The sequence below is a fragment of the Pseudonocardia sp. Ae717_Ps2 genome (genome assembly GCF_001932475.1).
In the GTDB taxonomy this organism is placed as follows: Bacteria; Actinomycetota; Actinomycetes; order Mycobacteriales; family Pseudonocardiaceae; genus Pseudonocardia.
Genome location: NZ_MCIS01000005.1, coordinates 16,821 through 29,585 on the forward strand (window position 1 = coordinate 16,821; position 12,765 = coordinate 29,585).

Genomic DNA, 12,765 nt, shown 5'->3' on the forward strand with positions numbered 1-12,765 from the left:
TAGGTCCGCCCGCACAGGGGGTGGGACCGGAATACGCCAGAAACCTGCCGTCGACTCTCCGGTAGGCGCTGATCAACGGCACTGACACCGCTGCGGGCCGCCGTGCGGCTATGGTGATCACGTCCTACGAGGTGATCTTCCGGGGTTTCTGGGTGGCGTCGATTGATCGGACCGCGTATCCGCGGTTCAAGAGGGTGGTGTCGGCGCGGGAGCTGGCCGAGGCGTTCACTCCCACGCCGGACGAGGCCGGTTGGGCGCGGACGAAGACCACCACGGACCAGCACTTCTTGGCGCTGGTGGTGCTGCTGAAGTGCTACCAGCGGTTGGGGTACTTCCCGAAGCTGGTCGCCGTTCCGCCGGTGGTGGTCGACTGCGTCCGCAGCAAGCTGGAGTTGGCTGAAGCCGTCGAGGCCGTGTACGAGTCAGACCGGACGCTGTGGCGGCACCGGGACTTCGTGCGCGCGCGGTTGGGCGTGAAGTACACGCCGGCTAACGTGCGCGAGGTCGCCGAGTCGGCGATCCGCAAGGCGGTGCAGTCCAAGGACAACCCGGCCGACCTGATCAACGTGGCGCTGGACGAACTGGTGCGCCAAAGCTGCGAGCTGCCCGGCTACACCACGCTGGACGCGATGACCGCCTCGATCCGCACCGAGGTCAACACCGGTCTGTTCAGCAGGGTCGCGGCCCGGCCGGACCGGATGCAACGTGCCCGGCTGAAACGCCTGCTGTGGGTCGATCCGGCGACCCGCCGCAGCGAGTTCGACCGGCTGAAGGACTCCGCCGGCGCCGCGACGCTGGGCAAGTTCAAGGACCGCCTGGCGCGCCTGGCCGCGTTAGACGCGCTCGGTCCGACCGAGCTGTGGCTCGACGGCATCCCACCGGGCAAGGTCGCGCACTTCGCCGGCGAGGCGCGGGTGACCGACGCCGCCGACATGCGGAAGGTCCTCAACGACGACAAGCGGCTGACGCTGCTGATCAGCCTCGTTCACGAGTGCCGCACCTCGGCCCGCGACGAGGTGGTGACCATGTTCTGCAAGCGTCTCGCCGCGCTGCACAAGAAGGGCCGCGAGCGTCTGGCTGAGATCCAGTCCGCTAACCGCGCCGAGACCTAACGACTCATCGGCGTGCTCGGCGACGTCGTGGCCGCCGCCCGCGAAGCCAGCATGCCAGCCGACCCCAGCGAGCCGGGCCAGCCGGTCGAGGGCGTGGAGGAACGCACTGGCCGCCTGGTTCTCAAGACTCTGGCCGACGCCGGCGAGATCGACGCACTGGCCACCGCGGCCGAGGCGGTGTCGGCCTACCACGGCAACAACTACCTGCCGCTGCTGGAGCGGTTCTACCGTTCGCACCGGCCGGTGCTGTTCACCCTGGTCGACGCGATCGAGCTGGAGGCCACCAGCGCTGATCGCAGCGTGCTGGACGCGGTCGAGTTCATCCGCGCGGTCCGCGACCGGCGCAGTGACTGGATACCGGAGACCATCACGGTCGAGGTGGATGGGCAACCGCCGACGACGGTCAGCGTCGATGCGGACGCCTTCGCCAGCGACGCCTGGCACAAGGTGCTGCGCGACAAGCAGCGACCCGGGATGCTCGCGCGGCGACACCTGGAGGTCTGCGTGTTCTCCTACCTGGCCGCCGAGCTGCGCTCCGGGGACATCGCGGTCGCCGGCTCGGACTCCTACGCCAACCTGCACGCCCAGCTCATGACCTGGGACGAGTGCCAGCTGCTGGCCGCGGACTTCTGCGCTCAGGCCGGTATCCCGATCGACGCGGCCGCGCTGGTGGCGCACTACCGGCACGAGCTGACCCGCACCGCCGCGACAGTGGACGCCGGTTTCCCGGCGAACACCGACCTGGTCCTGGACGGCGAGCGGCCGGTGCTCAAGCGCCGCAAGGGCGCCGACCGGCGACCCTCGGCGATCACGCTGGAAGCGGCGATCCACCAGCGGCTGCCCGAACGCAGCCTGCTGGACATCCTGACCCGCACCGCGTACCTGACCGGCTGGCACCGGCACTTCGGGCCAGCCTCGGGGTCGGACCCGAAGATCCGCGACACGCTCGGCCGCTACGTCACCACGACCTACGCCTACGGCACCAACCTGGGCCCGGCCGAGGTCGCCCGGCACATGCGCGGCAAGGTCTCCGTGCACGAGATCTACACGGCCGGCAACAAGCACTCCGACCCCACCAAGGTCTACCGAGGCTCCACCGATGTGATCAACGAGTTCGCGAAGCTGGACGTGGCCGGGATCTGGGGCGACGGCCAGGTGGTCGCCGTCGACGGCTCGCAGGTCGACACCTGGGAGAACAACCTGCTGGCCGAGTCGCACATCCGCTACGGAGGTTACGGCGGCATCGCCATGCGTCACGTCGCCGACTCCTACATCGCCTTGTTCTCCCATTTCATCCCGTGTGGCGTGTGGGAGGCGGTCTACATCATCGAAGGGCTGCTCAAGAACGACTCCGACATCCAGCCCGACACGATCCACGCCAATACCCAGGGCCAGTCCCTGTCGGTATTCGGACTGGCCACGCTGCTGGGCTTCGAGCTTCTGCCCAGGATCAGGAACTGGCACGACCTGATCTTCTACCGGCCCGATCCGCGCACCCGCTACCAGCACATTGACGCGCTGTTCGGCGACAACGCGATCGACTGGGAGCTGATCGAGAAGCACTGGACCGACCTGCTGCGCACCGCGATCTCCATCCGCGAAGGCCGGGTGTCCTCGGTGACGCTGCTGCGCCGGCTGGGCAATCACTCCCGCAAGAACCGGCTGTACCGGGCGTTCCGGGAGCTGGGCAGGGTTATCCGCACGGTGACGCTGTTGCGGTACCTGTCCGAACCCGAGCTGCGGGAGCAGATCACCGCGATCACCAACAAAGCCGAGGCGTTCCACGGCTACTCGGAATGGCTGATGGTCGGCGGCCAGCTCATCGGCCACAACGATCCGGACCACCAGGAACTGGTGGTCAAGTTCAACGAGCTGATGGCCAACTGCGCCATCTACTCGACGGCCCTGGATATCACAGACGCGGCGAACTCGCTGGCCGCCGAGGGCCACCCGGTCGACCACGACGACCTGGCCACCATCACCCCGTACATCACGCACACGATCCGGCGGCTCGGCGACCTAGTGCTCGACCTCGACCCGCCCGACGCGACGCCGACCACCCGGCTGGACCTGGAACCCCGCGCACTATTCCCCGGCGGCCCGGCCGCGTAGCTCGGATCACTGCTGGTCGCGGCACGGTTTCTCGCTCCAGTAGGGCGAGGACGTTGATCGTCAGCAGGTACCGACAAGATCCGCCACCATCGCCAACCTACCGGATAACGGACCATTATGCGGTAGACTGATCAACAACAGGGATCGGCGAGCTGGGTGAATGTGTTGCCGCCCGGTGCGCGACTCGTGCAGGTTATCCGGTAGGTCGATCAGGAGGGAGGTTCGGCGATGGCGGCGACCGTGACGAAGCTGGAGAACCGTCAGCGCCCGCCCGGCGCCGGCAAGGTCGGCGGACCGACGGTCTGGAGTGTTCCCGATTTCTTTGACGCCGGTTTAGGCTGCCAAGTCGGTTATTTTCCTGAATCCTAGCTCGTATTCGGTGGGTGTCAAGTATCCGAGGGTGGAGTGCCGTCTGCGACGGTTGTAGTAGCTCTCGATCCACGCGAATGTCTGCTGTCGGACCTCGGTGACGTCGTTCCATGGCCGGGTGTGGATGAGTTCTTTCTTGTAGCTGGCGAAGAACGACTCGGCGACGGCGTTGTCGAAGCAGGTGGCGCGTCGGCCCATCGATCGGGCCACATTGTTGGCGGCGCAGAAGTCGGTGAACTCCCGGCTCGTGTATTGCGTCCCGCGGTCGCTGTGCATGATCACTCCGGCTGGTGGGCGGCGGGTGAGCAGGGCGGCGGCGAGGGCCTCGATGATCAGGTTGGTGCGCAGGTGGTCGGCCACGGCGTAGCCGACGACCTTGCGGGAGTGCAGGTCGATCACGGTGGCGAGGTAGGCCCAGCCGTCGACCGTCTGGATGTAGGTGATGTCGCCGCACCAGCGGGTGTCGGGAGCCTCGGCGGTGAAGTCACGCCCGATCAGGTCCGGGGCGTCGATCGGGCGTAGACCTGCGACGGTCGTCTTGCGCCAGGTGTGAGGGTGGCGGCCTTGCAGGCCGGCGGCGCGCATGAGCCGCCAGACCCGCTTGCGGGCGGTCCGGTGGCCGCGAGCGACCAGCTCGGCCCACACCCGGCGCACGCCGGGGTCACCGCGCAGGTCGTGGTGGATCTCTCGGATCGTGTCGGTGAGCTCGGCGTCGGTGCGTTCCCGCTGGCTGGGTCCGGTCTTGAGCCACCGGTAGTAGCCCTGTCGGGCCACGCCGAGCTGGGCGCACATGAACGTGACCGGATACTCGCCCTCGGTTGCCCAGTCCGCGATCGCCGCGTATTTCACGGCTGTTCTTTCGCGAACCAGGTCGCTACTTTTTTTGCGAAGTCCCGCTCCATTCGCAGGGTCGTGTTCTCCTTGCGGAGCCGTTCCAGCTCGGCCCGCTCCGGTTCGGACAGGTCCGTGTCCGGGACCTGCCCGGATTCGCGTGCTTTCTTCACCCACTTGCCTAACGTCATCTCGTGGACGCCGATACTCTTCGCTACCTCGGCGATTGTTCGGCCGGAATCGAGGACAAGACTGACGGCCTGGTCCTTATACTCCTGGGTGAAATGGCGGCGTGTCGCCACGCGATCCCCTCCGCTGCGATCAGCGGCAGTCTACGACCGGTGTCTACAAGATCGGGAACGGTCCACTGTGGGGCGTCGTGGTCGGGTTCGGGGTGGCGGTGCTGGTGCTGTCGGGGCCTGCCCTGGTGGTGGCCGGGCTGGTGATGTGGTGGGTGTGGTGGATGGGCTGGCCCGCCTCCCGCATCCGGAACCTGGTGCTGGTGTGGCTGGTGTGCGTGCTGGCCGGGGCGCTGGTGCGGTCGCCGATCGAGGCGTGGCGCACCGGTTACGAGCGGGTCGTCGGTGGGGACTGGGGCGGGCTAGTACTGCAACGGCAGTTGATCAGCTCGGGGGTCGTTCGCCGCGTCGGCGGTAGTGGCAGTCGCGGGCCTGTTGTTGGCGTTCACGGCGCCAGGTCGACCAGTGCATGACGTGGTCGATGCAGGTGAGCGGGGTGAAGGCGAGCGCGGCGAGGAGACGGCGGATCTCGTTGCCCGACAGCTGAATCAATGCGCGCCGGCTGGCTGAGGATCCCCCTTTTCGGCCTCGCGTGCGTGTTCGGCGGCGCGGGTGACGGCGAGGTAGGCCGCGGTGAGCATGGCCAGGGTGATGTGGGCGTGCCAGGCTCGGTAGGAGCGGACTTGGTAGTGGTCGAGGCCGGCCTCGTTCTTCGCGGTCTGGAAGCATTCCTCAATCGCCCACCGCGCCCCGGCGACTCGAACGAGGTCGCGCAGCGGCGTGTTCGCCGGGGCGGCGCAGCGGTAGAACGCCAGCTCACGGATGGTCTTGCCCTCTGCGGGCTCGGTCTGGCGGCGCACCAGCAGCCAGTGCCCCCAACCCGCCGGGAGGCCGTCGATGGCCAGCGCAACCGCGGTCCAGTCATAGACCCGCATCCCGTGCGCGCCCGGCCCGATCGCGCGGCGCTCCCACCCGTCGTGCCCGGTGTCGAGATCACGCGCCCCGGCGATCGTGGCCAGGGCCTTGGCCGGGCGACGATTCCCGTCCGGGCTGGTGAGCATGTCGTCATTGCGGGTGGCCAACACGAACGGGATCTCCCGCTCGGTGAGCCAGTCGCGAAAGCCCGGGTTCTGCCCGTAGACCTCGTCCGCGGTCACCCACGACCCGGACGTGAGTGCCCCAGCGGCGTACGTGCGGGCCAGCATCGCCGTCCCCAGCTGCGGTTTCGTGGCGAACTCGACGTCATCGGGGACATCCGCGCGCTCGCAGCGTTCGCGGTCCTCGGTCCACGAGGTCGGCAGGTAGAGCTCCCGGTCGATCAACGCCCGCCCCCGCTTCGAGGCGTAGGCCAGGAACACACCGAGCTGACAGTTGTCGATCTTCCCGCTGGTGCCGGTGTACTGGCGCTGCACCCCGGCCGAACACAGGCCCTTCTTGATGAACCCGGTCTCGTCCACGATGAACACCCCCGACGCGGTGTCGGTGAGATGTTGCAGGACGTAGCCGCGCAGGTCGTCGCGGACCCCGTCGACGTCCCAGTCCGCGGTGCGCAGCAGCCGCTGCATCCCGTCCGGCGACATCGCCCCGGCGTGTTCGGCGAGGGTCCAGCCGTTCTTCCGCTCGAGCCCCGCGAGCAGGCCTCGCAGGTAGGTTCCGACCCGCCGGCGCGGCTCGACCCTGCGGAAACGGCCAGAGATCAGCTCCACCACCGCATCCAACGAGGCCACCCACCCGGCAAGATCAACCACGCGGTGATCATCACCGCCGAACGGCCGTCAGCCTCTCACCACACGCCGAACTGCCGTTGCAGTACTAGCGGACACGCTGGTGCTGGAGATCCTGGCGGGGCTGGTCCTGGCGTGGATCGGCTGGTGGAGCGTGGAGACCACGCGCCGGTCGGGGCGTAGCCAGGAGCGCGGTGAGCGGTTCGAGAGTCGCCAGACCCGGCACCGGTCGCGGTCCGCGCGACGGCGGGGCCAGCGCAACCACACACCGTTGGTGGCGGCGGACCGGGTGAATGGTCATGGGCTGGTACTCGGCCAGCGGATCGAGGAGGACACCCGGCTGCGGCCGAGCGTGTGGGACATGTTGTCGGCCTGGACCGTTCCCGATCTTGTAGACACCGGTCGTAGACTGCCGCTGATCGCAGCGGAGGGGATCGCGTGGCGACACGCCGCCATTTCACCCAGGAGTATAAGGACCAGGCCGTCAGTCTTGTCCTCGATTCCGGCCGAACAATCGCCGAGGTAGCGAAGAGTATCGGCGTCCACGAGATGACGTTAGGCAAGTGGGTGAAGAAAGCACGCGAATCCGGGCAGGTCCCGGACACGGACCTGTCCGAACCGGAGCGGGCCGAGCTGGAACGGCTCCGCAAGGAGAACACGACCCTGCGAATGGAGCGGGACTTCGCAAAAAAAGTAGCGACCTGGTTCGCGAAAGAACAGCCGTGAAATACGCGGCGATCGCGGACTGGGCAACCGAGGGCGAGTATCCGGTCACGTTCATGTGCGCCCAGCTCGGCGTGGCCCGACAGGGCTACTACCGGTGGCTCAAGACCGGACCCAGCCAGCGGGAACGCACCGACGCCGAGCTCACCGACACGATCCGAGAGATCCACCACGACCTGCGCGGTGACCCCGGCGTGCGCCGGGTGTGGGCCGAGCTGGTCGCTCGCGGCCACCGGACCGCCCGCAAGCGGGTCTGGCGGCTCATGCGCGCCGCCGGCCTGCAAGGCCGCCACCCTCACACCTGGCGCAAGACGACCGTCGCAGGTCTACGCCCGATCGACGCCCCGGACCTGATCGGGCGTGACTTCACCGCCGAGGCTCCCGACACCCGCTGGTGCGGCGACATCACCTACATCCAGACGGTCGACGGCTGGGCCTACCTCGCCACCGTGATCGACCTGCACTCCCGCAAGGTCGTCGGCTACGCCGTGGCCGACCACCTGCGCACCAACCTGATCATCGAGGCCCTCGCCGCCGCCCTGCTCACCCGCCGCCCACCAGCCGGAGTGATCATGCACAGCGACCGCGGGACGCAATACACGAGCCGGGAGTTCACCGACTTCTGCGCCGCCAACAATGTGGCCCGATCGATGGGCCGACGCGCCACCTGCTTCGACAACGCCGTCGCCGAGTCGTTCTTCGCCAGCTACAAGAAAGAACTCATCCACACCCGGCCATGGAACGACGTCACCGAGGTCCGACAGCAGACATTCGCGTGGATCGAGAGCTACTACAACCGTCGCAGACGGCACTCCACCCTCGGATACTTGACACCCACCGAATACGAGCTAGGATTCAGGAAAATAACCGACTTGGCAGCCTAAACCGGCGTCAAAGAAATCGGGAACACTCCACCTTCCAGAGGGGGACGTGACCGCTGAGCCCGATCCGGTCGAGCACCGTCGCGGTCGCTGCTCGTCGCTCGGCCCCGGTCCTTGTCTGGTCTCGGTGTGGCCACGGCTGGGTTTGTCGTGGTGCGTTGCTTCGGCCCTCGCGTGCAAGGGGTTGAGTGCTTACGCAAGATGCGGGGGGGGTTGCCAATTTGCTCCACACCCTGGCCGTCTGCCACTCGCCGAGGACGCGGCAGCGGCATCCCGACCACACTCGTCACGACGTACGCCGGAGCCCGGTTGACGCGAGTACCGAGGAACTGCGCCGTAGCGCCGCGCTCGACACAGACCAAGACCCCGACTCGAGTCGCCCACGCGATCACCCGACTGACTGTCCGCAGGCTCGCTCCGGCCCGCTCAGCCGCCGTCGCACGCGTCGTCCCGGTGATCAGCCCACTGCGCCAGTCCATCGCCTCGACCAGCGTCCGCAGAACCGCCGTAGCGATACGGCGTCGATCGGCGCGCCACAGCTCGGCGTCCACCGCCCGGTCGATGAGCTCACGAGCACAGACCTGATCGACGACGACCACATGACCCGCCGGCACACGGCCGCGCCACCCGGGGTGCACCGCGAACCGGCCCGCCGCAACCCGGCGCGCAGCACGCCGCCGGCCATACTCGGACCGGCGACTCCACGGGCTCCTGCTCGACGCGCAAGACTGCCCCGGCCGCGCGGGTACGTGCGTAGTAGAAACGGCTCGGCTAGACTCGGGCACGCGAAAGCGCCCCTTCTCTTTGGCTGGGAGAGGGAATCGCCCCGGTTCGCCGGGGCTACGGCGTCACGGCGGCTGGCAGGCCACGTGACGCGCAAGGAATCACGGGGTGGCCCCGGCAAGGGCCACCCCGTTCCTGTGTCTAGGACGCCTGAGGCACCGGCAGCTCCTCCTGAGTCGAACGCACCGCGGCGGTCTTCGGCTGGCAGTAGTCCGGCACCGGACGATCCAGCGATTCTGCGACCATGCGGGTGATCACTGCCGACACCGGCAGGCCCTCCCGCTGCGCGATCTCCTGAACCGCCTCCCAGAGGTCTTCGCGCAGACGCACCATCGTCGGGCGCCGCTCGCCCAGATGCTTACGGCCGCCTTTCCGTGGCGAATCAGTCATGGTCCGTAGTCATAGCCGATCACGGGGGCCGTCGTCGCGCGACGCGCCGGACGAAACGGTTTCGACTACCGGAACCCTCTGCCTCCGGCGGCCCCTCCGGGGAGGGCCTCAGCTCCAGGATGAGGGAGTGCAGGCGGGTGTGGTCATCCCGTCGCATCGACGCCACCAAGGGCAACCAGGCCGGGCGGCCGGACGCAACCGAAACCCGTGGTTGCCTCCAACCACCCGGCCTGGTCGGGCAGAGCCCGCCGATGCGACGGGATGACCACACAGACACAGCCGTGGCGGGGCTACTACCCGCCACCGCGCTTCATGCCGCCGACTCCTTCCGGACCCGGTCGATCAGGACACGGGCCCTGGCGGGCGTGACACCCAACTCGGCGGCCACGGTGCCCCGGCCGCGCCCGCGCGCGACGATCCGGCGCACTCCGGCCAGCTCCACGTCCTCCACCGACTCGGCGCCCTCACCTGCCCGATGCTGCTCGGTCACATCGTCGAGGTAGCCGATAGCAATCTGCCCTGCCGTGATCTCAGTAGAGACCTGATCCTCAGTAGTCACCTGAATTTCCGTAGATGCCGGAACTACTGATATTGCCTCCGTGAGTGGCGTCGACTCGGTCCAGGCTCGGGCGATCAAGTGCACGGTCACGATCAGGCCGAGCGGTGCGACGATCCCGAACCAGCCGTACGCGGCGACACCGCCGATGCCGGTCACCGTGGAGGCCATCCCGACCGCAGCCGCGGCTTCCAGTCGCAGTCGCGGGTCGGTCATCCAGATCCACGTTCCGGCCACGGCAACGACTTCCAGCAATCCCACGGCGAACGGGTGTGCCCAGCCAGGTACTCCGACCCGCGCGGCGAGCGCGAACGTGGACGACGACGACAGCACCAGCGCGCACAGAATCGCGGCGCCGACCAACACCGTCTGACAAAGGCGCTTCACTCGCAGACCACCTCCCCGGCGATCCAGTCGAGCCAGCTGGCGCACTCCGCGCACAGCGCGAGCGCCGGGCTCTCGTCGAATCGGAACGCGATGCCGCACTCCGAGCACTCCAGCCACGGGAGCCGACCACTGCTCACTGTCGCCACCCCTTCGGGGTGGGGGTCAGGAGCCGAATGATCCACGGACGCTTCCCGTAGGACACGCAAGCACCGATCTCTGCGACCTCCTCGGGATCGGTGACGATCCGGCCGGTGAGCCGCGTCCGCCCGTACAGCGGCGAGTCCTCGATCCGGTGCGAACGTAGGGCAACCACCCTGCCCTCGACCACGATGGGCCGCACGACGGGTAGCTGTGCAGAATCAGGCATGGGCCGTCTCCACTTCCTAGGTGGTGAGGGTCAAGGGACGGCGATCCGGTTGGGTCGGGTCGTCGCCCCGCTGGTACCGAGATCAGTCGGCTACTGACTTGCTGCTTTCAGCAGTTGCCTGATCTCAGTAGCTTCAGACTATCGCAGATGACAGCAGACAACAGCCCAGCCGAGCGCAGATCAGATCTCTAGAGCCGCTCGACTGCTAGTACTCAGCGGCCAGCCGGGCAGTGGGGCGCTCTCCCCGTCGAGGCCTCCTCCTAAGGTGGCGCTTTATGGTCGGGTTGGTGGCATACGTGGATGAGTCGTTCCACGAGCACCCGACTGCCGGGTTCTACGTCTTGGCCGCGGCGGTGTTCGACCGCGACTCCGAGGGCGCCCGGCAGACGATGCTCGGGCTGCGAGGGGGCCGGCGCACCGACAAGCTGCACTGGAACGAGATGGACGCCCGGCAGCAGACGAGGGCAGCTCAGAGTGTCGCCAGGCTGCCCGGCGTCCATCTGGTCACGATCGGCACGCCTGTCCCGCGTAAGAAGCAGGAGCGTGCCCGTAGGGCGAGCCTGCGCCGCCTGGTCTACGAACTCCACGGCGTGGGCGTCACACAGCTCATGATGGAAGCCCGCCAGGACAAGCTCGACCGAGACGACGTCCAGCTCGTGACCGACACCCGGTACGACTTACCCAAGGACACACGGCTGCGAGTGGACCACCAACGAGGCGCGGCAGAGCCGCTGTTCTGGGTGGCCGACATCGTCGCCGGCGCCGTACGCGCGGACCGTGAGGGAGTCGGCATCTATAGGGAGATCTTGGGGTCTCTAGTACAGGTGTTCGAAGTTTCCTGCTGAAGCCGGGCGAGACCGCCCCAGACATGCGTAAGGCCGTGCTCCCGGTCTGCCCCAGGTCACACGGCCTTGCGACTCGCTCAGCACCCACGGTGCCTTGCTGCCAGCAACTCTAACAGTTACTGGCGCTGCTGCGGGCAGCATCTATCACCCGGACCGGACGCCGTGCCGCGAACCGACGATCAGGACTTGCCTACAGCGGCGACGATCGCAGCCAGAGTCTCCGGAGCCGTCCCGTCCCCGCGTCGCTCGCAGCCCCAGCCCGAGCCCCACGCACGGCCTGGAGCATCACGCCGTCGACGCCCGTCACAGACTGGTTCAGCCAAGCCCAGTTGGGATCGATCGGGCTCGCAGGCAGCCCGGCTGGTGCCAAACCGACGGACACTACCTCCGACCCCCGACACTCACTCTCACGGAGAGTGACTAGGCGGAACCCCGCTCCAACGGTGCCCACCGAACAGAGCCATCTTGCTAGCCTGCTTGGCCTATCCGATGGTCAGCATTCGGCCGCACCCAACGCTGATGTGATGCAAGTCACAGCTATGCGCCGGGCCACGTCACGGAGTGATGCCCGTCACTGCTCCGCGGGGAATCTGAGCAGGTCAGAGTTGGTGACATGGCCCACATCACACTCGATCGGGTGAACAAATCGGAGGTCTCGGCGCGCTGGTCGCTTCGCCCAGGTACGCAGCTACTGTGCTTGACTCTCGAACGTGGCAACGAACGACGAGAGCAAGCAATCGTCGTTGTTCGTACGCTAGAACCAAGAAATAGAACCGGGGAGCCCCTCGCTGGTTGCGACCCAGCTCCGGACTCCCCGGGCCCATCAGGGGCCGGCGGTCTCAGCCTCCTAAAGCATCTCCGCCAGCACCCTCAGGATGAGGAACAGCGCCAGCACCGTCATCGTGCTGGCGCTGTTCTGCGTCTCCGCCAACAGTGTTAGCGGGGGCAGTACGGCGTCGAAGCACGCGACGAGCTTGCGCGAGCCATCGGCGGGGCGATCCTTCTCCGGGCCGTGATCGATCACGGTGGCCTCCTGTCGTCACCCGGGGCCCCGGATCGGGGATGTGGGTGCCAGCGCCCGGCTAGGCCGGTCTGGCCCACAGGCGATCAGGAGGGGAGACGAGTCCCCGCACGACCAGACTCAGCGTTGAGTCCGCTCACCAAAGGAGCTTACGGGCACACCCCGGCCATTCCGGCACCGCAACTACGGCCTGGCCCGTGTCGTCGCCTCAGAGGCGACACGGTGCAGCTACGAGTAGGCAGGCGAGACCATCACGTAGAGCCGTGAGCCAGACACGTTGCGTCAGCGACAAGAGGTCTGAGGTACCGCTCATCGCCGCCCACCGGCCCGTCGCCCGCTTTCAGTGGCTACCGCTCGGGGCTCGCTGGTAAGGCGAACGCACCTCGCCGAAGGCTGCACACAACCCTGTCAAATGTGTCCGAGAT

13 protein-coding genes are annotated in these 12,765 nt (G+C 67.5%); 6 read left to right on the forward strand and 7 right to left on the reverse strand.

Going from position 1 to position 12,765, the window contains the following annotated elements; translation table 11 throughout:
* Positions 1-110: 110 nt before the first annotated feature.
* Positions 111-1,112 (forward strand): DUF4158 domain-containing protein, encoded by a 1,002-nt coding sequence (locus Ae717Ps2_RS39545; protein ID WP_233147840.1) that lies wholly within the window; start codon positions 111-113, stop codon positions 1,110-1,112.
* 12 nt (positions 1,113-1,124) lie between these two features.
* Positions 1,125-3,224 carry a transposase gene (locus Ae717Ps2_RS30465; protein WP_233147841.1) on the forward strand — a complete coding sequence of 700 codons (2,100 nt, stop codon included), beginning with the start codon at positions 1,125-1,127 and terminating at the stop codon, positions 3,222-3,224.
* Positions 3,225-3,557: 333 nt separating this feature from the next.
* Here Ae717Ps2_RS30465 and Ae717Ps2_RS30470 read toward each other — a convergent pair whose 3' ends face one another.
* Together Ae717Ps2_RS30470 and Ae717Ps2_RS38585 are read right to left on the reverse strand one after the other, a co-directional pair.
* The gene (locus tag Ae717Ps2_RS30470) at positions 3,558-4,442 is read right to left on the reverse strand and encodes an IS3 family transposase (RefSeq protein ID WP_075333032.1); all 885 of its coding nucleotides are present in this window, start codon (positions 4,440-4,442) and stop codon (positions 3,558-3,560) included.
* Positions 4,439-4,726: a transposase gene (locus Ae717Ps2_RS38585; RefSeq protein WP_075333031.1), complete on the reverse strand. Its 288-nt coding sequence runs from the start codon at positions 4,724-4,726 to the stop codon at positions 4,439-4,441. The genes Ae717Ps2_RS30470 and Ae717Ps2_RS38585 overlap by 4 nt, the downstream gene beginning before the upstream one ends.
* A gap of 77 nt (positions 4,727-4,803) precedes the next feature.
* Here Ae717Ps2_RS38585 and Ae717Ps2_RS37575 point away from each other — a divergent pair, with 77 nt between their 5' ends.
* Complete coding sequence (locus Ae717Ps2_RS37575; protein WP_158071580.1) at positions 4,804-5,136, forward strand: hypothetical protein; 333 nt, start codon at positions 4,804-4,806, stop codon at positions 5,134-5,136.
* Between the two features lie 75 nt (positions 5,137-5,211).
* Here the strand turns inward: Ae717Ps2_RS37575 and Ae717Ps2_RS30485 are convergent, their stop codons facing one another.
* The gene (locus Ae717Ps2_RS30485) at positions 5,212-6,411 is read right to left on the reverse strand and encodes an IS701 family transposase (RefSeq protein ID WP_075332982.1); all 1,200 of its coding nucleotides are present in this window, start codon (positions 6,409-6,411) and stop codon (positions 5,212-5,214) included.
* A gap of 414 nt (positions 6,412-6,825) precedes the next feature.
* Between Ae717Ps2_RS30485 and Ae717Ps2_RS38590 the strand changes: the two genes are divergently transcribed.
* Both Ae717Ps2_RS38590 and Ae717Ps2_RS30495 read left to right on the forward strand, forming a co-directional pair.
* Entirely contained in the window at positions 6,826-7,113 is a 288-nt protein-coding gene (locus tag Ae717Ps2_RS38590) for a transposase (protein WP_075333031.1), read from the forward strand.
* Positions 7,110-7,994 (forward strand): IS3 family transposase, encoded by an 885-nt coding sequence (locus Ae717Ps2_RS30495; protein WP_075333032.1) that lies wholly within the window; start codon positions 7,110-7,112, stop codon positions 7,992-7,994. The genes Ae717Ps2_RS38590 and Ae717Ps2_RS30495 overlap by 4 nt, the downstream gene beginning before the upstream one ends.
* A gap of 921 nt (positions 7,995-8,915) precedes the next feature.
* Here Ae717Ps2_RS30495 and Ae717Ps2_RS30500 read toward each other — a convergent pair.
* The 3 genes from Ae717Ps2_RS30500 to Ae717Ps2_RS37580 all read right to left on the reverse strand — a co-directional run bounded on the left by Ae717Ps2_RS30500 (position 8,916) and on the right by Ae717Ps2_RS37580 (position 10,244).
* Positions 8,916-9,107, reverse strand: coding sequence for a ribbon-helix-helix domain-containing protein (locus Ae717Ps2_RS30500; protein ID WP_075334517.1), 192 nt, complete (start codon positions 9,105-9,107; stop codon positions 8,916-8,918).
* 367 nt (positions 9,108-9,474) lie between these two features.
* Positions 9,475-10,086 carry a hypothetical protein gene (locus tag Ae717Ps2_RS30505; protein WP_143510684.1) on the reverse strand — a complete coding sequence of 204 codons (612 nt, stop codon included), beginning with the start codon at positions 10,084-10,086 and terminating at the stop codon, positions 9,475-9,477.
* A 17-nt stretch (positions 10,087-10,103) separates the two neighbouring features.
* The gene (locus tag Ae717Ps2_RS37580; protein WP_158071581.1) at positions 10,104-10,244 is read right to left on the reverse strand and encodes a hypothetical protein; all 141 of its coding nucleotides are present in this window, start codon (positions 10,242-10,244) and stop codon (positions 10,104-10,106) included.
* Between the two features lie 517 nt (positions 10,245-10,761).
* Between Ae717Ps2_RS37580 and Ae717Ps2_RS30515 the strand changes: the two genes are divergently transcribed.
* On the forward strand, positions 10,762-11,319 hold the full coding sequence (locus Ae717Ps2_RS30515; RefSeq protein ID WP_233147842.1) for a DUF3800 domain-containing protein: 558 nt from the start codon (positions 10,762-10,764) through the stop codon (positions 11,317-11,319).
* Positions 11,320-12,166: 847 nt separating this feature from the next.
* Here the strand turns inward: Ae717Ps2_RS30515 and Ae717Ps2_RS37585 are convergent.
* On the reverse strand, positions 12,167-12,343 hold the full coding sequence (locus Ae717Ps2_RS37585) for a hypothetical protein (RefSeq protein WP_158071582.1): 177 nt from the start codon (positions 12,341-12,343) through the stop codon (positions 12,167-12,169).
* Positions 12,344-12,765: the final 422 nt, after the last annotated feature.